Raw genomic sequence first — 23,672 nt, forward strand, 5'->3', positions numbered from 1 at the left:
TCTATGATATCTATCTTGCTAACTCAGGATTAACGTACTTCGGAATAACCGGCAATAAATCTGTGGCCAGTAAACCCCGGGTGCCTTGAACTTCAGCCAGTTTGTCTGCGGCAATGCCATGCACAACACAACCCGCACAGGCAGCATCATACAGCACCAGCTTTTGTGCTATCAAACTTCCAATAATGCCGGACAGAATATCCCCCATACCACCAGAGGCCATACCCGCATTACCCACATCTGCAATCGCCATCTCGCCCTGCTCGCTGGCAATCAGAGTACCCGCTCCTTTTAGCACCACCACGCCACCATACTGTTTAACAATGTTACGGGCGGAAAGTAAGCGGTCACTCTCAATATCAGCGACGCGGCAACCGAGCAGGCGTGCAGCTTCGCCAGGATGAGGGGTCAATATCCGATTCTGACGCCTCTGCGGGTTTAATGCCAGTAAGTTGAGTGCATCTGCGTCCCATAATGCTGGTTTATCACTTCGTTGCAATAGATTCAGAGCATTCCTGCCCCAATCGGACTGCCCTAACCCAGGACCGATCACTAATACATCAGCCCAATGAATACTTTGCTCTAAGGTCTCATCCGTTAATTCCTGCACCATTAGCTCTGGCCGAGCGGCCAGAATCGGGGCAACATGCTCAATGTGAGTGAGTACTCGCACCAATCCTGCACCAGTGCGCAAAGCGGCTTCCCCCGCCATTCGAATGGCGCCTCCCATCCCTTTATCCCCCCCCACCAGCAGCAAACGCCCATGCTCACCTTTATGGGCACAAGGCCGGCGTGGCTTTAACCATTGCGGCAGATGAACTGCGGTCAGTCGCTCAATTTGCACGGGTTGAGATGCGAGCCATGGCGTTAGCCCTAAATCATTGCAATGCAAATGCCCTACCCAATCACGTGCTTGCCCTGTCAGTAAGCCGGGTTTCAGTGTGACAAAAGTCAGTGTGTGGTCTGCGTGAATAACAGAACCGGGCGCGGCACCACTATCGGCACTTAAGCCGGAAGGAATATCCAACGCTATCTTGGCAGCTCGATGGCGGTTCGCCGTATCAATCAGTGTGGCATAAGCACCCTGTGGTGCAGCACGCAGGCCAATACCCAGTAATCCATCAATAATCAAATCAATCGGTTGCGGCCACGGTGCGTCCGGTGGGTTAATCACTCCCCCCTCGGCCAGCCATTGCGTTTGAGCCTGATGCGCTTCTGCAGGTAATGGTCGATTGCCAGAGCAGGCGATGAGAGTGACATTTAACCCTGCCGCTAATGCCCGCCTAGCAACAATATAGCCGTCACCACCATTATTGCCGTGACCACACAAAACCAGCCAATGGCGCGCCGCCGGATATTGTTTGCGCGCCAGATCAAATGCGGCGTTTCCTGCTCTCTCCATCAAATCAAACAGACTTAGAGAGAAGTGTGCGGCCGCCACAGCCTCATTCTGGCGTACCCAGTCCGCAGAAAAAACAGAGTGTGGTAAACTGACACCGGTTTGTTTCTTACTATGGTCCGTCATGGCACACCCCCTCGATCTGAATCAATTAGCCCAACATATCAAGCAATGGGGGCAATCGCTAGGTTTCCAGCAAGTCGGTATCTCCGATACGGACTTGTCAGCGGAAGAGCCGCGATTACAGGCTTGGCTTGATAAACAATATCATGGCGAAATGGCCTGGATGGCCCGCCACGGTATGCTGCGCGCGCGCGCCCATGAATTATTACCCGGAACATTGCGGGTGATCAGCGTGCGAATGAATTATCTGCCAGCAAAGGCGGCATTTGCCAGCACATTGAAAAATGCAGAATTAGGTTATGTCAGCCGCTACGCATTAGGCCGCGATTATCATAAATTATTGCGCCAGCGCCTGAAGAAATTAGGTGATCAGATCCAAAATTACTGCCTTGAGCAGCAAGAAAAGTCAGAGCCAGGGGCAAGTCATGAGATTAGTTTTCGCCCATTTGTGGACTCTGCGCCAATTATGGAACGTTCACTGGCAGCCAAAGCAGGTATTGGCTGGGTTGGTAAGCACTCACTAATTTTAAATCGTGATGCAGGTTCTTGGTTCTTTCTGGGCGAGTTACTTATCGATCTGCCACTCCCTGTCGATAAACCCCAAGAAGAGCAATGCGGGCGCTGCGTTGCTTGTATCACGACCTGCCCAACCGGTGCCATCGTCGCCCCTTATACTGTTGACGCACGCCGCTGCATCTCCTATCTGACCATTGAGTTAGAGGGCGCAATACCTGAAGAATTCCGGCCGTTAATGGGCAATCGTATTTATGGTTGTGATGATTGCCAACTCATCTGCCCGTGGAACCGCTTCTCACAATTAACCGATGAAGAAGATTTCAGCCCACGCGCGGTTCTGCATACTCCACAGTTACTGGATTTATTTGCTTGGAACGAAGAGAAATTTTTGCGGGTAACGGAAGGTTCAGCGATTCGGCGAATTGGTTATTTACGTTGGTTACGCAATATATCGGTGGCACTGGGTAATGCCCCTTATCTTGACCACATTGTTTTAGCACTGGAAGCGCGCAAAGGTATTCATCCTATGTTGGATGAACATATTGAATGGGCAATTTCACAACAATTGAAAAGACGGTCTACACTGAGTGTGGATGTTCAAACGCCACAGAAAAAACGGCTCATCAGAGCGATTGAAAAAGGCCTGCCACGAGATGCCTAATACCACTTTTACCTGAAATCGAATGACTTCGGGTTCGAGTTTTTTTTACTATTTTTAGTGTAAATTAGCTCAGAGTTTTCCTGTGCATAAAAATAAAAACACCTTGGCAATCAAGTGCAAAAAAAAGCACAAGTGATCGGCATAACGTTTTCACATAAAAATATATATAACCAAATCAATCAGATATGGAAAAATAAATAAAATTGGTTAGATTGTGAGCTGAATACAAAAAGAACAGAATCTGTGGATAACTCTGTTGACGAAGTTAATACAATGTATGTAATTCGAGGTATGACGCACAACTTGGCTGTGGATAATTAAAACAGAATTGAATGAAAAATTTGGAGCGGGAAACGAGACTCGAACTCGCGACCCCGACCTTGGCAAGGTCGTGCTCTACCAACTGAGCTATTCCCGCATTGAGATGCTTTTGCACCCTGCTGTCATCTGACGGCATTGGTATTCATGGCTGAAGATTGGAGCGGGAAACGAGACTCGAACTCGCGACCCCGACCTTGGCAAGGTCGTGCTCTACCAACTGAGCTATTCCCGCATCACATGTATTAGTGAGTGCTCACCGATACCGTTAGCTTCTGCCACTACTTTTATAAATTTGGAGCGGGAAACGAGACTCGAACTCGCGACCCCGACCTTGGCAAGGTCGTGCTCTACCAACTGAGCTATTCCCGCTCTGTGCCCTGCTTTTCTGTACTGAATCTGTTTGCGCAAGCTTGCGAATTCTTCATCGGTACGGGGTGCGCATTATACGAGAAATCCGTTTTGCCGCAAGCCCCTGAAAGCAAAAAAATCATTTTTCGGTTTAAGTGCTGATTAAATCGGCAATGTGAACATTTTGCCAGCACTGCCAGTAAAATAAAACATCATCAGGACTAATTTATTAAGCCGAACATAATATTCATAGGAAAAATACAGTATATACCCAAAATCATTGGAACCACAGGTAGGCAGCAAGTACACGCATCCCGATGAGCTTACCCAAGTCAGTGATTCGGGTAAGTGCGCGCAGCTAACCCCCCTGTGGTTTCAAGGGCGAAGGGGATACTCCCCAAAATCATTGGAACCACAGGTAGGCAGCAAGTACACGCATCCCGATGAGCTTACCCAAGTCAGTGATTCGGGTAAGTGTGCGCAGCTAACACCCCTGTGGTTTCAAGGATGAAAGGGATTAAGGCTGAATAAAATGTTCACGATAATAAGCAAGCTCAGCAACGGACTCACGAATATCATCTAATGCCTGATGCGTGTTTTGCTTTTTAAAACCAGGCAAAATTTCAGGTTTCCAGCGGCGAGCCAGTTCTTTTAAGGTGCTCACATCCAAATAGCGGTAATGGAAATAAGCTTCAAGCTCGGGCATATATCGGAATAGGAAGCGCCTATCTTGGCCCACACTGTTGCCACAAATCGGTGACGTCCCTGCTGGGACCCACTGCTTAAGAAATTCAATCGTTTGCAATTCAGCATCATGCTCATTGAAAGGGCTGGCTTTCACCCGTTGTACCAAACCACTGCCCGTGTGAGTGCGCACATTCCACTCATCCATCAGACCAAGTTGTTCATCAGACTGATGAACTGCCAACACTGGGCCTTCTGCCAGGATATTAAGGTTCGCGTCAGTGACTAGGGTGGCAATCTCGATGATCCGATCCCGCTGAGGATCAAGACCGGTCATTTCCAGATCGATCCAGATCAGATTATTTTGATTTTCTGCCATGATATTTCCTGCCTGTTAGCTGGGGAGATAACCGAACAAACGGTTAATTGATAAAATAATGTGTATCATAGCCTTTTTGGTCGCAACGAGCGATATACACAAAGAACTTGGTGTTGCAGCGAATATCGCTAACCTCCCAGTAACATTCAGTCCGCAAGGTATCAAGTGAGGCGCAGTGAGCAAGAATAAACTGTCCAAAGGTCAACAACGACGTGTGCAGGCTAACCATCAGCGTCGGCTACGCACTGATAGAAAACCTGAGTTAGATGACTCTCAGCTTGGCGATCCGCAAGAGGGTATCGTCATCAGTCGTTTCGGTCAGCATGCCGATGTCGAGGCCGCCGATGGTGTTCAGCACCGTTGTAATATCCGCCGTACCATCAAATCACTGGTGACCGGTGACCGTGTGGTCTGGCGTCCTGGCCTGCAAGCACAGGAAGGAGTTCGAGTTAAAGGTATTGTCGAAGCTGTTCATGAGCGAACATCCGTTCTAACGCGTCCTGATCTTTATGATGGCGTGAAACCGATCGCCGCGAATATCGATCAGATCGTTATCGTATCAGCGATCTTACCCGAACTTTCTCTTAATATTATCGATCGCTATCTCGTGGCCTGTGAAACGTTGGATGTCGAGCCATTAATCGTACTGAATAAAATCGATTTACTGGATGCCGATGGCCGTAAATTTGTTGATGGCATGATGGATATTTACCGTCGTATTGGCTACAACGTACTGGAAGTTTCCAGCCAAACTCGTGAAGGGATGGAGGCTTTTGAGCAGGCACTCGCTGGGCGAATCAGTATCTTTGCCGGCCAGTCAGGTGTGGGTAAATCCAGTCTGTTGAATGCGCTGTTACCACCAACAGACAATGAAATTCTGGTCAATACAGTTTCCGATAACTCAGGTTTGGGCCAACACACCACCACCGCTGCTCGTTTGTATCATTTCCAGCATGGTGGTGATGTTATTGACTCACCGGGTGTGCGCGAATTCGGCCTCTGGCATTTGGCCCCGGAACAAATTACCCAAGGATTTGTCGAATTCCGTGATTATCTCGGTCATTGCAAGTTCCGCGATTGTAGCCATACCACGGATCCCGGTTGTGCACTGCGTGAAGCCGTGGAACAGGGCAAAATTGCTGAAGAACGTTTTGATAATTACCACCGGATTTTGGAAAGTATGGAACAGGCCAAACCGCGCAAGACATCAGATAGCGACGAGAAGTGATATCTTAATAACAAATCCATACCCAAATTCACCTGCGGGCGCATAAAGCAATACCCAATGGATTTTGAGTTGCAGGTAGGCGGCAACAAAACAAGCTCAGGGAATTGAGGTAACTCAATAACTTGAGCGAGTGATGGCAACCGATATTTCAGTAACTTGAAAAACAGCGGGGATATAATACGCCCCTTAATTTTACCGTTTACCCAAGAGGTCTACGTGCTGGACAGTATTAAAATCAGATTACAATATTTGCTCCCAAAACAGGGCCTGACCCGTTTGGCTGGCTGGGGTGCAGATAAGCAAGGCGGCTGGTTAACACAGCTGGTTATCAAGGCATTTGCCCGCTATTACAATGTCGATATGAAAGAAGCACAGGATCCTGAATTCTCGGCTTATCGTACATTTAACGAATTTTTTGTGCGCCCACTTCGCGCCGGTGTTCGTCCAGTTGTCGCGGAAGAAAATCTGTTAGCCCAGCCTGCTGACGGTGCGATCAGTCAGTTAGGCACTATTCATGGCGAGCAAATTTTGCAGGCAAAAGGCCATCAATACAGTTTGGAGGCTTTGCTGGCGGGTAACTATTTATTAGCGGCCGAATTCCAGAATGGTCAGTTTGTTACCACCTACTTGGCTCCCCGGGATTACCACCGTGTGCATATGCCATGTGCGGGTACATTGCGTGAAATGATTTATGTTCCCGGCGATTTATTCTCGGTCAATCCGCTGACCGCCGCGAATGTTCCCAACCTGTTCGCCCGTAATGAGCGCGTCATTTGCATCTTCGACACCGCCTTTGGTCCGATGGCACAGATTTTGGTGGGTGCAACTATCGTAGGCAGTATAGAAACGGTCTGGGCAGGCACCATTACCCCACCACGGGAAGGTGTGATTCGCCGCTGGACTTACCCACAAGCAGGTACTGAAGGTGCTATAACGCTGGAAAAAGGGCAAGAAATGGGCCGCTTTAAATTAGGCTCTACAGTGATTAATCTGTTTGCTGAGGGCAAAGTGTATTTAGCGCCACAGCTAAACAGTGGTTCTGTTACCCGCATGGGTGAAGTGCTCGCTGAAGCCGTCCCCGCGACACCACCGTGCTAGCTTTCGGCTGACGACGTTATTGATGTAAAGGAGCCTCTACTTGCGCCTAATAATTTCCTGGTCTTTTGGCCTATTACTGTCGTGTTTCATGCTGTTGTCCCTGCCGCTACAGGCGGCAACGCAGCCTAATGAAGAGCAGCTCAGACAAGAGCTGAAACAGGCTGAAGCCAATAAAGGGATGACTAATCAGGCAGAAATTGTTCAAGCGCTGCAAGGGGCTCTTAGCTGGCTAGCGGATGCGAAAGAATCCGATATCCGCGCCCAGCAGTATCAAAAAGCCATTGATGACTTCCCCAAGCTGACCCGTGAATTACGTCAGCAACTGGCACAAGAAGGGGATAAACCTCTACCTGTTCCCAGTAATATGTCCACGTCCGAACTTGAACAGCAAGTGCTGCAAATCAGCAGTCAATTGTTAGAGTTGAGCCGTCTGTCTCAACAAGAGCAAGATCGCGCACGGGAAATCAGTGAATCTCTCAATCAACTGCCACAGCAACAATCAGAAGCCCGACGCATTCTGGCCGAAATCAGCTCTCGCCTTCAGGCGCAAAGCAGCCCCACAACCCCGGTAACACAAGCTCAGTTTGCGTTACTGCAAGCGGAAGCCTTGGCCCGCAAAGCAAAAGCCAATGAGTTGGAGCTGTCCCAGCTTTCCGCTAACAACCGGCAGGAACTGTCGCGGCTACGTGCCGAGCTATACAAAAAGCGTCAGGAACGGGTAGACGCCCAGCTTCAGACCTTACGTAACAATCTGAATAATCAGCGTCAGCAGGCTGCAGAACAAGCACTTGAGCGTACAGAATTGCTGGCCGAACAAGGCGGAGATTTACCTGAGTCGATTACTCAGCAGTTGCAAATAAACCGCGAGTTATCTCAGGCACTGAATCAGCAAGCCCAGCGCATTGATCTCATTTCATCACAGCAGCGTCAGGCGGTATCACAGACGCAGCAAGTCCGGCAGGCACTTAGCACCATTCGTGAGCAGGCTCAATGGTTAGGCGTGTCAACCGCCTTGGGGGAAGCACTGCGGGCACAGGTTGCCAGACTACCTGACGTCCCAAAATCTCAGCAGCTAGACCGCGATATGGCTCAATTGCGGGTTCAGCGCCTGCAATATGAAGACATGCTTGAGAAATTACAGCAGCAGAACGTTAAATTAATGCAAGACGATGGCCAGCCGCTCACCACAGAACAGCAGCGGATTTTGGATGCCCAATGGCGCACACAGCGCGAATTGCTCAACTCCCTCCTCTCAGGCTATGACACTCAGATTCTGGAGCTGACTAAGCTGAAAGTGGCGAATAGCCAGTTAGTGGATGCGCTGAGTGAAGTGCGCGAAGCGACCCACCGTTATCTGTTTTGGGTCGCCGACGTTAGCCCAATATCACTCTCTTATCCGATTAACGTCGCCCATGACCTTACTCAATTACTGTCGTTAGATACACTCTCGCAGCTCAGTAAGGCGTTTGCGATGATGATGACCAGCCAAGAAACATTGCTACCAATTATTGGTGCTCTGTTGTTTGTCGGCTTCAGTATTAGCTCCCGTCGCCACTATCATGCTTTCCTAGAGCGTGCCAGCAGCCGTGTGGGCAAGGTCACACAAGACCATTTCTCTCTGACATTACGTACCGTGTTCTGGTCAATTTTGATAGCGCTGCCGCTCCCTGTCTTATGGTCGGCTGTCGGTTATGGGCTGCAAAATGCCTGGTCATTCCCGATGGCTATCGCTATTGGCAATGCGGTCACGGCGACCGTTCCGGTGCTATGGGTGTTTATGATAAGCGCGGCGTTTGCTCATCCGCATGGCCTGTTTATCACCCACTTCCGCTGGTCACCAGCGCAAGTAGGGCGTGCTATGCGTTTTTATCGCATGTCAGTGTGGTTAATTATTCCGCTGATGATGGCGCTCATTACCTTCGAGAATTATAACGACCGTGAATTCGCCGGAACCCTTGGCCGGTTATGCTTTATTTTACTGTGTATCGCCTTAAGTCTAGTGACCAACAGCCTGAAACGGGCTGGTATCCCGCTTTATCTGGACAAGAAAGGTTCTGGTGAGAATATTGTTAACGTGGCGCTATGGGGGCTGTTGCTGTCGGCACCGTTGATTGCTGCATTAGCATCAGCGCTCGGTTATCTCACCACCTCGCAAGCGCTGCTGGCGCGTCTAGAGACCTCGGTCGCCATTTGGTTCTTCCTGTTAGTGGTTTACCACATTATTCGCCGCTGGATGCTGATTCAGCGCCGCCGTATCGCCTTTGACCGTGCCAAGCAGCGGCGTGCCGACATTCTGGCGCAACGCGCCCGTGGCGAAGAAGATACCCCGCACAATAACAGCACCGAAGGGTCGATTGATGTGGAAGAACCGGTCATTGATCTGGATGTGATCAGTGCCCAGTCTCTGCGGTTGGTGCGATCAATTCTAACGATGATCGCACTGGTTTCAGTGATCGTCCTGTGGTCTGAGATTCATTCCGCTTTCGGCTTCCTGGAAAACATTCGTCTGTGGGATGTGTCATCCACCATTAATGGCATTGAGTCGGTGCAAGCGATCACCATGGGATCCTTGCTGATCGCTATTCTGGTGATGATTGTGACCACCCAACTGGTGAGAAATTTGCCTGCCTTACTGGAACTGGCGCTGTTGCAGCACTTGGATTTGACTCCGGGAACGGGTTACGCCATTTCTACTATCACCAAATATCTGTTGATCTTATTTGGTGGTTTGATCGGTTTCTCGATGCTGGGGATCGAATGGGCAAAATTCCAGTGGCTGGTTGCAGCACTCGGTTTAGGTTTGGGCTTCGGTTTACAGGAGATTTTTGCCAACTTCGTTTCCGGCTTAATTATCTTGTTTGAAAAACCGATCCGTATCGGCGATACCGTGACTATTCGTGAACTCACCGGTAGCGTGACCAAGATCAATACCCGCGCAACCACCATCTCAGACTGGGATCGCAAAGAAATTATCGTGCCGAATAAGGCCTTTATTACCGAGCAATTCATTAACTGGTCATTGTCGGATTCTATTACCCGTGTGGTACTGACCGTGCCAGCACCAGCGGAAACCAGTAGTGAGGAAGTGACAGAGGTCTTACTGACCGCCGCACGACGTTGTACGCTAGTATTGGATAACCCGCCACCGGAGGTCTATTTGGTTGATCTTCAACAAGGAATTCAAATTTTCGAACTGCGTATTTACGCCGCTGAAATGGGCCATCGCATGCCGCTGCGCCATGAGATCCACCAGTTAATTCTGGCCGGTTACCGCGAGCATGGTATTACGCTGCCATTCCCACCATTCCAAGCTCGTCTGGAAACTCTGGGGCGTGGGCGAGTGGTTTCTTCAAACCGCACCCGTACACCGGGTAGTTTGTAAGATACAAGATGTTATCCAAAGTCATTGGCGTTGCAGCAAGGCGGCTAGCGAACTCATCCCGATGAGCTTACAGAGTCAAGTGATTCGGGTGAGTGAGTGCGGCCAACACTGCTGCGGCGTCAAGGACGAAGGATAATTAGGCGATATCGACAGGAAACGCAATAACCTCGCTCAACTTCTCTGCACCCAACGCCAACATCACCAAACGATCAACCCCTAGTGCTACGCCTGAACAATCTGGCAGGCCTTGTTTCAGGGCAGCAATCAGGTTCATATCGATCGGGTTTTGTGGCAAGCCGCGTTTAGCACGGATGCGATTATCTTGTTCGAAACGTTGCAGTTGTTCATCACCGTCAGTCAGTTCATGGAAACCATTCGCCAGCTCAATGCCTTTGAAGTAAACCTCAAAGCGCTCTGCTACTCGATGATCTTCGGTACTGATCAGCGCCAAGGATGCTTGCGAAGCGGGGAAATGATACACAAACGCCGGTTTATCTCGGCCAATATGGGGTTCAACCCCGACAGTGAACAGCAATTGCAGCAGCGTATCGCGATCTTCTTCTGTGTCCGCAATATTGCTTAAATCCAGTTTTGCCGCAGCTTCGCGCAATTGCGCTTTATCTGCAGACAAGGGATCAATATCCAGATGACGCAAAAATGCTTGCTGATAAGACAAGGTTTCTGCGCTGTTGCAATCCAGAATTTGCTGCAACAGGTCATCAACCTCATTCATTAAGCGATACATATCATAATGCGGGCGATACCATTCCAGCATAGTGAATTCAGGGTTGTGATAGCGACCAGCCTCTTCATTGCGGAAACTGCGCCCTAATTGATAAATAGAGCCACTTCCCGCCGCCAGCAGGCGCTTCATGTGATATTCCGGACTGGTCATCATGTACAGCGTCAAACCATCGGCAGCGCCCGGGCCAACAAATCGGGTTTCAAATGGGACCAAATGAATGTCCGTCACTGTCGCTTGGCTCATGGTTGGCGTTTCAACTTCTAATACGCCACGATCGGCAAAAAAGCGCCGGATCTCTGCCATTATTGCTGCGCGCTTCAACAAATTGGCGATAGGTGCACTCGGCTGCCAGCTTGCCGTTTCGCTCATGGTGGTTAACTCCGAAATCAAACAGGGGGTGCAGTCTACTCGCATCTCCTCACTCAGACAAATCTGTCAATCATCTGCCAGATTCCTGCCGCCAATTCAGCATTTCACTCTGAAAAAATGACTTTTACCCAACAGATGCTGTTTGGGATCACGTTTTTGTTAGTAATGCCGCTGAGGCGGTTCAAATAAAACAAAACAATCGATCACATCAAATTTCTACTACTTAGCATTAGGTATAATTATTCCCATACAAAAAGTAAGAAATAGCTATTCTTAATACCATCGTTCTCGTTAACGGCTATTACGTTAGCCAAATAATAATATTAAAAAACCGATTAAGAATAGAGATTCACTTTTATTTACCCAAGTACGAAGGGTATAGGATTTTCACTTGAACAATGGAGAAGCGCAGTGCAAACCTTTAACGCCGATCTTGCCATTATCGGGGCCGGGGGAGCTGGTTTACGTGCAGCAATAGCCGCAGCGGAAGCCAACCCTCAGCTGAAGATTGCTCTGATCTCGAAAGTATACCCGATGCGTAGCCATACCGTGGCCGCCGAGGGGGGATCAGCCGCTGTCACACAGGACCACGATACCTTTGACTATCATTTCCACGATACTGTAGCCGGTGGTGACTGGTTATGCGAACAGGATGTTGTTGATCATTTTGTCCATAGTTGCCCAGAAGAGATGGCGCAGCTAGAAATCTGGGGTTGCCCATGGAGTCGTAAACCAGATGGCTCTGTTAACGTTCGCCGCTTCGGTGGGATGAAAATCGAACGTACGTGGTTTGCTGCCGATAAAACTGGCTTCCACATGCTGCATACGTTGTTCCAGACATCTTTAAAATACCCGCAAATTCAACGCTTTGATGAACACTTCGTGCTAGATATTCTGGTCGATGATGGCCAAGCTCGTGGTGTTGTTGCCATGAATATGATGGAAGGGACTCGCGTACAAATCCGTGCAAACGCAGTGGTCATGGCCACCGGCGGTGCAGGCCGCGTTTATCGTTATAACACCAACGGTGGTATTGTTACCGGTGATGGTATGGGGATGGCATTCCACCACGGCGTTCCGCTGCGGGATATGGAGTTTGTGCAATATCACCCAACAGGTCTGCCTGGCTCAGGTATCTTGATGACCGAAGGTTGCCGTGGTGAAGGCGGTATTCTGGTCAATAAAGATGGTTATCGTTATTTGCAAGATTACGGCATGGGGCCTGAAACTCCACTCGGCGAGCCAAAAAATAAATACATGGAATTAGGCCCACGCGATAAAGTCTCGCAAGCCTTCTGGCATGAATGGCGCGCTGGCCGCACTATTGCGACACCGCGTGGCGATGTGGTCTATCTGGACTTGCGCCATCTGGGTGAGAAGAAACTGCTTGAGCGTCTACCGTTTATCTGCGAATTGGCAAAAGCCTATGTCGGTGTCGACCCAGTTAAAGAACCGATTCCAGTACGCCCCACTGCGCATTACACCATGGGCGGTATCGAAACCAACCAACAATGTGAAACGCGGATCAAAGGGCTGTTTGCTGTCGGTGAATGTTCTTCTGTCGGCCTGCACGGTGCGAACCGCTTAGGTTCCAACTCACTGGCTGAATTGGTGGTCTTTGGTCGCGTTGCTGGCGAACAAGCGGCACTGCGCGCCATGGAAAGCAATCCGGCAAACGGCAGTGCACTTGATGCGCAGACACGTGATGTGGAAACCCGCCTAAGTAACCTGATGAAACAGGAAGGGACTGAGAATTGGGCAAAAATCCGCGATGAGATGGGTCTGTCAATGGAAGAAGGTTGCGGTATTTACCGTACACCGGAATTGATGCAGAAAACTGTGGATAAATTGGCTGAATTGAAAGAACGCTTCAAACGCGTGAAAATCACCGATACCTCCAGTGTATTTAATACCGACCTGTTGTACACCATTGAACTTGGCTACGGCTTGGATGTGGCTGAATGTATGGCCCATTCAGCACTGAACCGCAAAGAATCCCGTGGCGCGCATCAGCGTTTGGATGAAGGTTGTACCGAGCGTGATGATGTTAACTTCCTCAAACACACGCTGGCCTTCCATACTCCAGGTGGTGCACCACGCCTTGAATACAGTGACGTAAAAATTACCAAGCTGGCACCGGCAAAACGTGTTTATGGTGGTGAAGCCACCGCACAAGATGCGAAAGATGCGAAAGATTTAAAGGATAAGGAGCAGGCGAATGACTGATATGAAAGTCCTGAAAATGGAAGTCATGCGCTATAACCCGGAATGTGATAGCGAACCTCACTTCGATATCTTTGAAGTCCCATACGATGAGCAGACTTCTCTGCTGGATGCGCTGGGTTATATCAAAGATAACCTGGCACCGGACTTATCTTATCGCTGGTCATGTCGAATGGCGATTTGTGGCTCGTGTGGCATGATGGTAAACAAAGTGCCAAAACTCGCCTGTAAGACTTTCTTGCGCGAATACACCGCAGGCATGAAAGTCGAGGCATTGGGTAACTTCCCAATCGAGCGTGATTTAGTCGTTGATATGACTCACTTTATTGAGAGTCTGGAGGCCATAAAACCTTATATCATTGGTAATGAACGCAAAGCGACAGATGGCCCGACGAAGCAGACACCTGCTCAGATGGCAAAATACCATCAGTTCTCCGGCTGTATTAACTGCGGTCTGTGTTATGCCGCGTGTCCACAGTTTGGTCTAAACCCTGAGTTTATCGGCCCGGCAGCCATCACACTGGCGCACCGCTATAATCTGGACACTCGCGACCACGGCAAGAAAGAACGTATGCCTCAGCTCAACGGGAACAACGGCGTCTGGAGTTGTACCTTTGTCGGCTACTGTTCAGAAGTTTGTCCTAAGCATGTTGACCCCGCTGCTGCTATCCAGCAAGGCAAGGTCGAGAGCGCAAAAGACTTCATGATCGCCATGCTGAAACCACAATAAGGGAGGGGAAACAGTAATGACTACTAAACGTAAAGCTTACGTCCGTACCATGGCCCCGAACTGGTGGCAACAGCTCGGTTTCTATCGTTTTTATATGTTACGTGAAGGCACATCTGTTCCAGCAGTGTGGTTCAGTGTTCTGCTGATTTACGGTGTGTTCGCGCTGAAAAGCGGCCCGGCTGGATGGGAAGGTTTTGTTGGATTCCTGCAAAACCCGCTGGTGTTGTTCATTAACATCATTACGTTATTTGCTGCGGTCTTACATACCAAAACTTGGTTTGAGCTGGCACCAAAGGCTGCCAATATTATCGTTAATAGTGAAAAAATGGGTCCAGGGCCAGTCATTAAGGCGCTGTGGGTTGTGACTATCGTGGCTACCGCGATTATTCTGGCCGTCGCCTTACTCTAACCCGGAGGAGAACAAGATGAATCAAGTCCCTAAGCGCTCCGATGAACCTGTCTTCTGGGGTCTGTTTGGTGCTGGCGGCATGTGGAGTGCCATAATTGCACCAGCCGTTATTCTGTTGGTCGCTATTTTGCTGCCACTGGGCGCTTTCCCAGGTGATGCATTGAGCTACGAACGTGTACTGGCGTTTTGTCAGAGTTTTATTGGCCGGGTATTCCTGCTGCTAATGATTATTTTGCCATTGTGGTGCGGTTTACACCGTATTCATCACGCTATGCATGATTTGAAAATCCATGTTCCAGCGGGAAAATGGGTGTTCTATGGTCTGGCTGCCATCCTAAGTGTAGTCACTATCATCGGTGTTCTGACACTGTAATTGCCCATGTCCTATCAACGGCCCGAGCCTCTGCCGGGCCGTTTTTTTTGCCTTTTCATCAATAACTCAGATTCATCCATTTGCCTCTTACATAGATGATAGCTATTCTCAATAGCAGATTACTCATTGAAATACTAAGGAATGCAGATGCGTCTGTGGTCAAAATTATCCGTGTTAGCGGCTACCCTGCTCTCTGTCGCCTGTAGCGTTACGCCGCCAAAAGACGTGAAAGTCGTCGATAACTTCCAATTACCTCGCTATCTTGGCACTTGGTATGAAATTGCTCGGCTGGATCACAGCTTTGAACGCGGGCTCGATCATGTCACCGCTAACTACTCGCTCCGTGATGATGGCGGCGTAAAAGTCATTAACCGAGGTTATAACACCAAGAAGCAACAGTGGCAGGAGAGTATTGGGAAAGCCTACTTTATTGGCTCGCCACAACAAGCCTCGTTGAAAGTATCGTTCTTCGGTCCATTCTATGGCGGCTATAATGTGATTGATTTAGATGACGAATATCAGCATGCCTTGATTGCTGGCCCTAATCGGGACTATCTATGGATTTTATCGCGAACACCGACGATTGATAATCAAACCAAAGAGCGGCTGCTCGCAGTAGCGAAAAACTCAGGATTCCCGGTAGATGAACTGATATGGGTTGAGCAGGGAGAGTTGGGGTCAGGCCGATGATCGCGTGGGCAATTGACATCTAGGTATTCATTAAGGGGGAATATTCCCCCTTAATAATTTATGAAGCTAATTTCAGCCCGATAATGCCAGCCAGAATCAGTCCCAAACTGAACACGCGTGCCAGACTGGCGGATTCCCCTAGTAACATAATGCCGAGAATCGCCGTCCCTACCGCGCCAATTCCCGTCCAGACGGCATAGGCAGTGCCTGCTGGTAAGGTTTTCATGGCATAGGCCAATAAAAAGACACTGGCAGCCATTGCCACTAAAGTCACAATACTGGGCGTTAGTCGCGTAAAACCATGGGAATATTTCAGGCCAATGGCCCAAATAACTTCCAATAAACCCGCAATAACCAGAATAATCCAAGCCATGGTAACCACCTCGCTTAGGCGGGGTCGTCCCCGAAATAACAGATGCGTGCTGGGTCGTCCCAAGCAGCAGATAGATGAGCGTGATACGTTAGCACGCTAAATAATAAGCAGCAATATCATGGCCAATCAAAAATAAATCCGGCGGTAATGACCGCCGATAACTATACCCACGAAGGTTTATTCCGCGCTGCGCTCAATCGCGCTACCTGCACTTTGAACATCTTTGCCCACACCTTTGGTGGTATTGCAGGCGCTCAACGAAGAGATAACTAACAAGGAGAAAATAACAGCGATACTTTTCTTCAACATGATAAAAGTTCCTTATAGGTTGTGAGTGTGTTCACTCAATAAGGATAGTCAAAGAAACAGAATTGCACTTTTTCTGACAAGAAGCGCCCGGGATAAGCCAAGCCCAGATAGCAGAAAACCGCCAATTCAGCGGTTTTCTTTGATTCTCAGCGTGACTGATATGTTACTTCACGCGAGAGACATATTCGCCAGAGCGGGTGTCGACTTTAATGACTTCGCCAACCTGCACGAATAATGGCACTTTGACCACTGCGCCAGTGCTCAGAGTTGCAGGCTTACCACCCGTACCGGCAGTGTCACCCTTCAGGCCTGGGTCAGTGTCAACAATTTCAAGCTCAATAAAGTTTGGTGGCGTCACAGCGATAGGCTGACCATTCCACAAAGTTACGATACATTCGGCCTGATCAATCAACCACTTAGCGTTATCGCCAATGGCTTTAGCATCAGCTTGCAGCTGTTCGTAAGTTTCGTTATTCATGAAGTGCCAGAACTCACCGTCGTTATACAGGTAAGTCAAGTTCAGATCGTTAACGTCAGCGCCTTCCAGAGAATCTGTTGATTTAAAAGTCTTTTCAACACGCCCACCGGTCAGCAGGCGGCGCATTTTAACGCGCGCAAAAGCCTGGCCTTTACCTGGTTTGACGAATTCGCTAGATTCAACGGCATAAGGCTCGCCCTCGAACATGATTTTAAGACCGGGACGAAAATCGTTGCTATAATAACTGGCCATTATGGTCCTCAAGAAACTGGTAGTAAGCCTAGAAAATGGCAAGTATTGTAACCCGAAACATGCCAATTAGAGAAGATTGGTTGCAACAACTCGCCGATGTAATTACTGATCCGGACGAATTGCTAAGAATTCTGTTCTTAAATGAACACCCTAACCTGCAGCAAGGCAGCGCAGCGCGTCGTTTGTTTCCCTTAAGAGTGCCCCGCGCATTTGTCGCGCGCATGCAACCGGGAAATCCATCAGACCCTTTATTGCTTCAGGTGCTCACTGCACGTGAAGAGTTTATTGCTGCCCCCGGCTTTACTCATGATCCGCTCGACGAACAGCGTAGCGTCGTTCCCGGTTTACTGCACAAATACCGCAACCGCGCATTATTACTGGTCAAAGGCGGCTGTGCCGTCAATTGCCGCTATTGCTTCCGCCGTCATTTCCCTTATCAGGATAACCAAGGCAACAAAGCGAATTGGCAGCAAGCTCTGGATTACATCCGCCAACACCCTGAACTGGACGAAATTATTTTTTCGGGCGGCGACCCGTTAATGGCAAAAGATAATGAACTCAGTTGGCTCTTGAATGAGTTGGAAAGCATCCAACATATCAAAAGGTTACGAATTCATAGCCGCTTGCCAGTGGTGATCCCCGCGCGCATTACTCCGGCATTGTGTCAATTGCTGGGTGATTCACGATTACAAGTGCTGATGGTTACCCATATCAACCACGCCAATGAAATCGACCAGCCTTTGCGAGACAGTATGGCACAGCTAAAACGGGTGGGTGTGACGCTATTAAACCAGAGTGTGTTACTGCGTGGGGTCAATGATGATGCAGAGGTTTTGGCAACATTAAGCAATGCTCTGTTTGATGCAGGAATTCTACCTTATTACATCCATGTGCTGGATAAAGTCCAAGGCGCGGCCCACTTTATGGTCGATGACGACGAAGCTCGACAATTAATGAAAGGGTTACTGAGCCGGGTATCCGGTTATCTAGTACCACGACTGGCGCGAGAAATTGGTGGTCAACCTAGCAAAACACCACTGGATCTTCGATTAATGCAAAGCGAGTAATGACAAAACAGGGGATGCGATGCGTCCCCTGAGTTATTGATCTTGCAGCTTAAGCTATTAAGGGCACTTGTAAACTTCACCGACCATTTTGCTGTCAAGGGGCGCGAAGCTTGATAAGAAGGTTTCGCTCGGGCTGGTTGCACCATAGATAACATTGCCGCCCATTGCTGCTGCTTTGTTGCGCAGGTCATTTGCTGCACCACGCATAGAGCTGCTTTCACCGCCGCCACCGGACAGCCAATTGCTCTGAGTCCCCGTCACCTGGCCGACCACCTGACATTCACTACCCGGCTTGGTATCGGAGAACTTCACTTGTTCACCCGCCGAACTCAATTGATTAGTGGAGCTACAGCCAGCCAGCAGCATCGCTGCCGAGAGACCAAGTAACACTTTAATCCGCATTTTTTTCCCCATTCTAAGTTGAGAATCACGCTAAAGATTACCAGAAAGCACCGCTGCCAATTAGGCATCCGTTGCCGAAATTATCCAGTGACCCGATATCTAGGCTGATGGTTAATGAGTAACAGTTTACACATTAATTCAGAAACTAAGATAATAAAAAGCCCTGCAATCATCACATAGGATGAAATAAAACGGCTTTTAGGGTGCCGAGTTGCAAAATATGAATCGGAACAGACTGAGTATTCAGGAAAGAACCAAAATAAAGTTCACTTAAGGCAAGGTGATGACAGGTTTGATGTATTGCAGGTTTTTATTTTCGTAAAAGATAAGAGTGAAACTTAAAAAATAAAAGCGAGCAGGTCGCCCCACTCGCTTTTATCAACAGCGTATCCCTTGCGCTACCACTCTACATGGCCACTCAAGGGGTTGGCAGCATTACATCATGCCACCCATGCCGCCCATACCACCCATGCCGCCAGCGCCCATATCAGCACCTTTGTCATCGCGTGGCAGGTCAGTGATCATGCACTCAGTGGTGATCATCAGGCCAGCAATAGAGGCTGCGTACTGCAGAGCAGAACGAGTCACTTTAGTTGGATCCAAGATACCCATCGCGATCATGTCGCCGTATTCTTCGCTGTATGCGTTGTAACCGTAGCTACCTGAACCCGCTTTAACGTTGTTCGCGATAACAGAGGCTTCTTCACCGGCGTTAACGACGATCTGACGCAGTGGAGATTCCATCGCACGCAGAGCAACTTTGATACCCACGTTCTGGTCTTCGTTGTCGCCTTTCAGGCCCGCAGCAGTGATAGCAGATGCAGCACGAATCAGTGCAACACCACCACCAGCAACCACACCTTCTTCTACCGCAGCACGAGTTGCGTGCAGAGCATCTTCAACGCGCGCTTTCTTCTCTTTCATTTCAACTTCAGTTGCGGCGCCCACTTTGATAACGGCAACGCCGCCAGCCAGTTTAGCAACACGCTCTTGCAGTTTTTCTTTGTCGTAGTCAGAAGTTGCGTCTTCAATTTGCTGACGGATCTGAGCAACACGGCCCTGAATCGCAGCTTCGTCACCTACACCATCAATGATGATAGTGGTGTCTTTGTTGATAACAACACGTTTTGCCTGACCCAGATCTTCCAGAGTGGTTTTTTCCAGTTCCAGACCGATTTCTTCAGAAATCACCGTACCAGAAGTCAGGGTAGCGATGTCTTGCAGCATAGCTTTACGACGGTCGCCGAAACCAGGTGCTTTAACCGCTGCAACTTTAACGATGCCGCGCATGGTGTTAACCACCAGAGTTGCCAGAGCTTCACCTTCAACATCTTCTGCAATGATCAGCAGTGGTTTACCGGCTTTCGCTACAGCTTCCAGCACTGGCAGCATTTCGCGGATGTTAGAGATTTTCTTGTCAGCCAACAGGATGAATGGGCTTTCAAGCTCAATAGAACCTGTTTCTGGCTTATTGATGAAGTAAGGAGACAGGTAACCACGGTCGAACTGCATACCTTCTACCACATCCAGTTCGTCTTGCAGACCTGAACCTTCTTCAACAGTGATAACGCCTTCTTTACCTACTTTTTCCATCGCTTGTGCAATCAGCTCACCCACAGTTGAGTCTGAGTTTGCAGAGATGGTCCCTACCTGTGCGATAGCTTTAGAATCAGAGCAAGGCACAGACAGTTTCTTCAATTCTTCAACTGCAGCGATAACGGCTTTGTCGATACCGCGTTTCAGATCCATTGGGTTCATGCCCGCAGCAACAGCTTTCAGGCCTTCAGTGATAATGGATTGAGCCAGAACAGTTGCAGTGGTAGTACCGTCACCTGCCGCGTCATTCGCTTTAGAGGCAACTTCTTTCACCATCTGTGCACCCATGTTCTCAAACTTGTCTTCCAGTTCGATCTCACGCGCAACAGATACACCATCTTTGGTGATAGTTGGAGAGCCGAAAGACTTGTCCAGAACTACGTTACGGCCTTTCGGGCCCAGGGTCACTTTCACTGCATCAGCAAGGATGTTTACGCCGCGTAGCATTTTGATGCGTGCGTCGTTACCGAATTTTACGTCTTTAGCTGCCATTGGTATTTCCCTTAACTCGTTCAGTTCAGAAGATTAGAGAGCGTGATTACGCTTCAACAATTGCCAGAATGTCGCTTTCGGACATGATCAACACTTCTTCATGGTCGATCTTCTCTGACTTCACGCCGTAACCATCGTTGAAAATAACGACGTCGCCAACTTTCACATCCAACGGCTTAACTTCACCGTTATCCAGGATGCGACCATTGCCGACAGCCAGAACTTCGCCACGGGTAGATTTACCCGCTGCAGTGCCAGTCAGAACGATGCCGCCAGCAGACTTGGATTCAACTTCTTTGCGCTTGACGATAACGCGGTCATGCAATGGACGAATTTTCATTGATAGCTCTCCTATGAGAAGGTCCGTATCAGATTTAGGATTAATATCGGCATGCCTTCATAACCGATACCGTGCCTTCCTTAATGGGGGCGGCTTCTTATCCCTTCAAGGGAGACGACAAAAAAAAATTCATTTTTTTCTCGCCCGAAAAGGGGTGTTTTTGCGCCCCCACCGCCCACAGTGAAAAGAAAACACTGTGATTTATTTTACAATTTTATGATGAGTAAACAGGTCATTAGAAAGAACCATCCGTTTACTTATCATCTTTAAAGCGATTATCTGTCGGTTTATCATCCTCATCCGGACGATGTTCTACGATGAAGCTGTCATCAGCTTTACGCTGAAACTCACCATCGAAGGTATTTCCGCCCCCCATAGGGCCACTACCAGCACTAAAACCACCACGATAAATGTTCAGATGTGGCATCAACTTCAGTGTTAATGATTTCTGGATGGGGGGTAAAAGCAGTAACAAACCAAGGAAGTCAGTAAAGAAGCCTGGGATCAACAGCAAGAAGCCCACCAAAACTAGCGATACACTCTTGACCATTTCTGCTGCAGGGCTTTCACCCGCAGCCAGTTTTTGCTGCATCTGCATAAAGGTTTTTATCCCCTGATTGCGCACCAGAGAGATCCCCACGCAGGAACTCAGGATCACCAGCAGCAGGGTAACCAACACACCCAATACGGCTGCAACCTTGATAAATATCGATATTTCTATATACGCCAATAAAAATATTAGCGCTAACGGTAACCAACGCACCGCATTCTCCTTATTCTCATCATTCAGCATCCCTCATCAGATTAAACCTGCCTGACAGATACCATGAAAACCTTGACCCGACTGGCGCTGACTCGGTTTTTTCCCTTTATATAGGGATTTTAGCGTCAGCTCCCCTCTTCGACGTGGGTCGACCCTCTTAAAGTGGTGGTGGTAGCATCGTTTTTCAAGCTGAGGGTGCATTTTTATTACTTCTGCGTGCAACTGTGAGAGAAATCACAGATATCAGATCATCTCAATTAATTCCGACCATATAGTGATCCTAGTTCAAGGCTTTTTATCGTTAAGCAGCATATGATCCTGTTAGCAACATGATGAATGGTTAATCTTTCCGCATTAAAAGTTCATGGCGGCATCATGTTGTCCACGGCGGCATAATTTAGTTAACAAATACAAAACAAGACAGCACATTAGAGAAGGTTCTCATGTCAAATAACATTCGTATTGAAGAAGACCTGTTAGGTACACGAGAAGTCCCCGCAGAGGCTTACTACGGTGTTCATACCCTGCGTGCGATTGAAAACTTCTATATAAGTAACAGCAAAATCAGTGATGTTCCCGAATTTGTACGCGGCATGGTTATGGTAAAAAAAGCGGCGGCAATGGCGAACAAAGAGCTACACACCATCCCACGCAAAATTGCTGACATCATTATTCAGGCATGTGATGAAGTTCTGGATAAAGGCAAATGCATGGATCAGTTCCCGGTTGACGTATTCCAAGGCGGCGCCGGTACCTCTTTAAACATGAATACCAACGAAGTTCTGGCCAATATCGGTCTGGAACTGATGGGGCACCAGAAGGGGGAATATCAATACCTTAATCCTAACGACCATCTGAACAAGTGCCAATCCACCAACGATGCCTACCCAACCGGCTTCCGCATTGCGGTCTACGCCTCTATCATGAAATTGATCGACGCGATCAATGAACTGGGCGAAGGTTTTGGTAGAAAATCCAAAGAATTCGAAAAAATTCTGAAAATGGGCCGTACCCAGTTACAGGATGCCGTTCCAATGACACTAGGGCAGGAGTTCCGTGCTTTCCAGGTATTGTTAAACGAAGAAACCAAAAACCTGCAACGTACCGCAGAATTACTGTTGGAAGTTAACCTAGGTGCAACGGCTATCGGTACTGCCTTGAACACGCCTGAAGGTTATCAGCAACTGGCGGTACAAAAACTAGCGGAAATCAGTGGGTTGGCATGTGTGCCAGCAGAAGACTTGATTGAAGCGACGTCTGACTGCGGTGCTTACGTGATGGTGCACAGTGCCCTGAAACGTCTGGCCGTTAAGATGTCAAAAATCTGTAATGACTTACGTTTGCTCTCTTCTGGCCCGCGTACGGGTCTGAATGAAATCAATCTGCCAGAATTGCAGGCCGGTTCTTCTATCATGCCAGCCAAAGTCAACCCGGTGATTCCTGAAGTTGTTAATCAGGTTTGTTTTAAGGTGATCGGTAACGACACTTGCATTACTATGGCGGCCGAAGCAGGCCAGCTCCAGTTGAACGTCATGGAGCCAGTGATTGGCCAGGCTATGTTTGAATCCATTCATATCCTGACAAATGCTTGCTATAACCTGTTGGAAAAATGCATCAATGGCATTACTGCCAACAAAGAGGTCTGCGAACGTTACGTCTTTAACTCTATCGGTATCGTCACCTATCTCAACCCATTCATTGGTCACCATAACGGTGATATCGTGGGTAAGATTTGTGCTGAAACCGGCAAGAATGTGCGGGAAGTGGTTCTGGAACGCGGCTTATTAACCGAAGCTGAGTTGGACGATATTTTCTCTGTCGAGAACCTGATGCATCCTGCCTATAAGGCGAAACGTTATACCGATGAAAATGAACAATAGAATAATCATCCGGTAGCCTACAAGGCACGCATGCTCCTCTGG

General features: G+C 48.6%; 21 protein-coding genes and 3 tRNA genes. 11 read left to right on the top strand and 13 right to left on the bottom strand.

Annotation, left to right across the window (positions count from 1 at the left end; translation table 11 throughout):
• Positions 1-10 precede the first annotated feature (10 nt).
• Positions 11-1,525, bottom strand: coding sequence for a bifunctional ADP-dependent NAD(P)H-hydrate dehydratase/NAD(P)H-hydrate epimerase (nnr, locus tag ACIOG0_RS19640; RefSeq protein WP_128451305.1), 1,515 nt, complete (start codon positions 1,523-1,525; stop codon positions 11-13).
• Here nnr and queG point away from each other — a divergent pair.
• The gene (queG, locus tag ACIOG0_RS19645) at positions 1,524-2,699 is read left to right on the top strand and encodes a tRNA epoxyqueuosine(34) reductase QueG (protein ID WP_128451304.1); all 1,176 of its coding nucleotides are present in this window, start codon (positions 1,524-1,526) and stop codon (positions 2,697-2,699) included. The genes nnr and queG overlap by 2 nt on opposite strands.
• Before the next feature lie 342 nt (positions 2,700-3,041).
• Here the strand turns inward: queG and ACIOG0_RS19650 are convergent.
• From ACIOG0_RS19650 to orn, 4 genes are all read right to left on the bottom strand, one after another.
• Positions 3,042-3,117, bottom strand: a tRNA-Gly gene (locus ACIOG0_RS19650).
• A 59-nt stretch (positions 3,118-3,176) separates the two neighbouring features.
• Positions 3,177-3,252 (bottom strand) — tRNA-Gly (locus ACIOG0_RS19655).
• Between the two features lie 61 nt (positions 3,253-3,313).
• Positions 3,314-3,389 (bottom strand) — tRNA-Gly (locus ACIOG0_RS19660).
• A 496-nt stretch (positions 3,390-3,885) separates the two neighbouring features.
• Positions 3,886-4,431: an oligoribonuclease gene (gene orn / locus ACIOG0_RS19665; protein WP_050099771.1), complete on the bottom strand. Its 546-nt coding sequence runs from the start codon at positions 4,429-4,431 to the stop codon at positions 3,886-3,888.
• Positions 4,432-4,606: 175 nt separating this feature from the next.
• Here orn and rsgA point away from each other — a divergent pair, with 175 nt between their 5' ends.
• The 3 genes from rsgA to mscM all read left to right on the top strand — a co-directional run bounded on the left by rsgA (position 4,607) and on the right by mscM (position 10,139).
• Complete coding sequence (gene rsgA / locus ACIOG0_RS19670; RefSeq protein ID WP_050140942.1) at positions 4,607-5,659, top strand: small ribosomal subunit biogenesis GTPase RsgA; 1,053 nt, start codon at positions 4,607-4,609, stop codon at positions 5,657-5,659.
• A 216-nt stretch (positions 5,660-5,875) separates the two neighbouring features.
• On the top strand, positions 5,876-6,757 hold the full coding sequence (asd, locus tag ACIOG0_RS19675; protein WP_050099768.1) for an archaetidylserine decarboxylase: 882 nt from the start codon (positions 5,876-5,878) through the stop codon (positions 6,755-6,757).
• Between the two features lie 40 nt (positions 6,758-6,797).
• Complete coding sequence (gene mscM, locus ACIOG0_RS19680; protein ID WP_164908403.1) at positions 6,798-10,139, top strand: miniconductance mechanosensitive channel MscM; 3,342 nt, start codon at positions 6,798-6,800, stop codon at positions 10,137-10,139.
• Between the two features lie 136 nt (positions 10,140-10,275).
• Here the strand turns inward: mscM and epmA are convergent, their stop codons facing one another.
• Complete coding sequence (gene epmA / locus ACIOG0_RS19685) at positions 10,276-11,253, bottom strand: elongation factor P--(R)-beta-lysine ligase (RefSeq protein ID WP_050099764.1); 978 nt, start codon at positions 11,251-11,253, stop codon at positions 10,276-10,278.
• Between the two features lie 411 nt (positions 11,254-11,664).
• On the opposite strand from epmA, the gene frdA reads away from it, so the two are divergent.
• From frdA to ACIOG0_RS19710, 5 genes are all read left to right on the top strand, one after another.
• A complete protein-coding gene (gene frdA, locus ACIOG0_RS19690) occupies positions 11,665-13,479 on the top strand; it encodes a fumarate reductase (quinol) flavoprotein subunit (RefSeq protein ID WP_050295936.1) in 1,815 nt (604 codons plus the stop codon).
• The gene (locus ACIOG0_RS19695) at positions 13,472-14,206 is read left to right on the top strand and encodes a succinate dehydrogenase/fumarate reductase iron-sulfur subunit (RefSeq protein ID WP_050099760.1); all 735 of its coding nucleotides are present in this window, start codon (positions 13,472-13,474) and stop codon (positions 14,204-14,206) included. Before frdA ends, ACIOG0_RS19695 begins: the two co-directional genes overlap by 8 nt.
• Positions 14,207-14,222: 16 nt before the next feature.
• Positions 14,223-14,615, top strand: a complete 393-nt coding sequence (gene frdC / locus ACIOG0_RS19700) for a fumarate reductase subunit FrdC (protein ID WP_050099759.1) — start codon at positions 14,223-14,225, stop codon at positions 14,613-14,615.
• 16 nt (positions 14,616-14,631) lie between these two features.
• On the top strand, positions 14,632-14,988 hold the full coding sequence (gene frdD, locus ACIOG0_RS19705; protein WP_050099758.1) for a fumarate reductase subunit FrdD: 357 nt from the start codon (positions 14,632-14,634) through the stop codon (positions 14,986-14,988).
• Between the two features lie 147 nt (positions 14,989-15,135).
• The gene (locus ACIOG0_RS19710; protein ID WP_050099756.1) at positions 15,136-15,678 is read left to right on the top strand and encodes a lipocalin family protein; all 543 of its coding nucleotides are present in this window, start codon (positions 15,136-15,138) and stop codon (positions 15,676-15,678) included.
• Positions 15,679-15,736: 58 nt separating this feature from the next.
• Here ACIOG0_RS19710 and sugE read toward each other — a convergent pair whose 3' ends face one another.
• The 3 genes from sugE to efp form a co-directional block, all read right to left on the bottom strand.
• Positions 15,737-16,051 (bottom strand): quaternary ammonium compound efflux SMR transporter SugE, encoded by a 315-nt coding sequence (gene sugE / locus ACIOG0_RS19715; protein WP_050099755.1) that lies wholly within the window; start codon positions 16,049-16,051, stop codon positions 15,737-15,739.
• Positions 16,052-16,228: 177 nt separating this feature from the next.
• Positions 16,229-16,360 carry an entericidin A/B family lipoprotein gene (locus ACIOG0_RS19720; RefSeq protein ID WP_004706993.1) on the bottom strand — a complete coding sequence of 44 codons (132 nt, stop codon included), beginning with the start codon at positions 16,358-16,360 and terminating at the stop codon, positions 16,229-16,231.
• 163 nt (positions 16,361-16,523) lie between these two features.
• Positions 16,524-17,090, bottom strand: a complete 567-nt coding sequence (gene efp, locus ACIOG0_RS19725) for an elongation factor P (protein WP_050099753.1) — start codon at positions 17,088-17,090, stop codon at positions 16,524-16,526.
• 35 nt (positions 17,091-17,125) lie between these two features.
• On the opposite strand from efp, the gene epmB reads away from it, so the two are divergent.
• The gene (gene epmB / locus ACIOG0_RS19730) at positions 17,126-18,157 is read left to right on the top strand and encodes an EF-P beta-lysylation protein EpmB (protein ID WP_050099751.1); all 1,032 of its coding nucleotides are present in this window, start codon (positions 17,126-17,128) and stop codon (positions 18,155-18,157) included.
• A gap of 57 nt (positions 18,158-18,214) precedes the next feature.
• On the opposite strand, the gene ACIOG0_RS19735 is transcribed toward epmB, so the two are convergent.
• The 4 genes from ACIOG0_RS19735 to ACIOG0_RS19750 form a co-directional block, all read right to left on the bottom strand.
• Entirely contained in the window at positions 18,215-18,559 is a 345-nt protein-coding gene (locus tag ACIOG0_RS19735) for a DUF4156 domain-containing protein (protein WP_050099749.1), read from the bottom strand.
• A 435-nt stretch (positions 18,560-18,994) separates the two neighbouring features.
• Positions 18,995-20,647 carry a chaperonin GroEL gene (groL, locus tag ACIOG0_RS19740; protein ID WP_050099748.1) on the bottom strand — a complete coding sequence of 551 codons (1,653 nt, stop codon included), beginning with the start codon at positions 20,645-20,647 and terminating at the stop codon, positions 18,995-18,997.
• Positions 20,648-20,693: 46 nt separating this feature from the next.
• Complete coding sequence (locus tag ACIOG0_RS19745) at positions 20,694-20,987, bottom strand: co-chaperone GroES (protein ID WP_004706988.1); 294 nt, start codon at positions 20,985-20,987, stop codon at positions 20,694-20,696.
• Between the two features lie 253 nt (positions 20,988-21,240).
• Positions 21,241-21,750: an FxsA family protein gene (locus tag ACIOG0_RS19750; protein WP_050100129.1), complete on the bottom strand. Its 510-nt coding sequence runs from the start codon at positions 21,748-21,750 to the stop codon at positions 21,241-21,243.
• Between the two features lie 443 nt (positions 21,751-22,193).
• Between ACIOG0_RS19750 and aspA the strand changes: the two genes are divergently transcribed.
• Positions 22,194-23,630, top strand: coding sequence for an aspartate ammonia-lyase (gene aspA, locus ACIOG0_RS19755; protein WP_004706985.1), 1,437 nt, complete (start codon positions 22,194-22,196; stop codon positions 23,628-23,630).
• The last annotated feature ends 42 nt before the right edge of the window (positions 23,631-23,672 follow it).

The organism is Yersinia vastinensis (assembly GCF_044905075.1).
In the GTDB taxonomy this organism is placed as follows: Bacteria; Pseudomonadota; Gammaproteobacteria; order Enterobacterales; family Enterobacteriaceae; genus Yersinia; species Yersinia vastinensis.

Excerpts from the sequence above, each read along its gene's own strand:
- sugE (WP_050099755.1), bottom strand. The coding sequence starts at position 16,051 with ATGGCTTGGATTATTCTGGTTATTGCGGGTTTATTGGAAGTTATTTGG.
- ACIOG0_RS19735 (WP_050099749.1), bottom strand. The coding sequence starts at position 18,559 with ATGCGGATTAAAGTGTTACTTGGTCTCTCGGCAGCGATGCTGCTGGCT.
- frdD (WP_050099758.1), top strand. The coding sequence starts at position 14,632 with ATGAATCAAGTCCCTAAGCGCTCCGATGAACCTGTCTTCTGGGGTCTG.
- aspA (WP_004706985.1), top strand. The coding sequence starts at position 22,194 with ATGTCAAATAACATTCGTATTGAAGAAGACCTGTTAGGTACACGAGAA.
- ACIOG0_RS19695 (WP_050099760.1), top strand. The coding sequence starts at position 13,472 with ATGACTGATATGAAAGTCCTGAAAATGGAAGTCATGCGCTATAACCCG.
- frdC (WP_050099759.1), top strand. The coding sequence starts at position 14,223 with ATGACTACTAAACGTAAAGCTTACGTCCGTACCATGGCCCCGAACTGG.
- nnr (WP_128451305.1), bottom strand. The coding sequence starts at position 1,525 with ATGACGGACCATAGTAAGAAACAAACCGGTGTCAGTTTACCACACTCT.
- ACIOG0_RS19720 (WP_004706993.1), bottom strand. The coding sequence starts at position 16,360 with ATGTTGAAGAAAAGTATCGCTGTTATTTTCTCCTTGTTAGTTATCTCT.
- epmB (WP_050099751.1), top strand. The coding sequence starts at position 17,126 with ATGGCAAGTATTGTAACCCGAAACATGCCAATTAGAGAAGATTGGTTG.
- groL (WP_050099748.1), bottom strand. The coding sequence starts at position 20,647 with ATGGCAGCTAAAGACGTAAAATTCGGTAACGACGCACGCATCAAAATG.
- orn (WP_050099771.1), bottom strand. The coding sequence starts at position 4,431 with ATGGCAGAAAATCAAAATAATCTGATCTGGATCGATCTGGAAATGACC.
- epmA (WP_050099764.1), bottom strand. The coding sequence starts at position 11,253 with ATGAGCGAAACGGCAAGCTGGCAGCCGAGTGCACCTATCGCCAATTTG.
- queG (WP_128451304.1), top strand. The coding sequence starts at position 1,524 with ATGGCACACCCCCTCGATCTGAATCAATTAGCCCAACATATCAAGCAA.
- ACIOG0_RS19710 (WP_050099756.1), top strand. The coding sequence starts at position 15,136 with ATGCGTCTGTGGTCAAAATTATCCGTGTTAGCGGCTACCCTGCTCTCT.
- efp (WP_050099753.1), bottom strand. The coding sequence starts at position 17,090 with ATGGCCAGTTATTATAGCAACGATTTTCGTCCCGGTCTTAAAATCATG.
- ACIOG0_RS19745 (WP_004706988.1), bottom strand. The coding sequence starts at position 20,987 with ATGAAAATTCGTCCATTGCATGACCGCGTTATCGTCAAGCGCAAAGAA.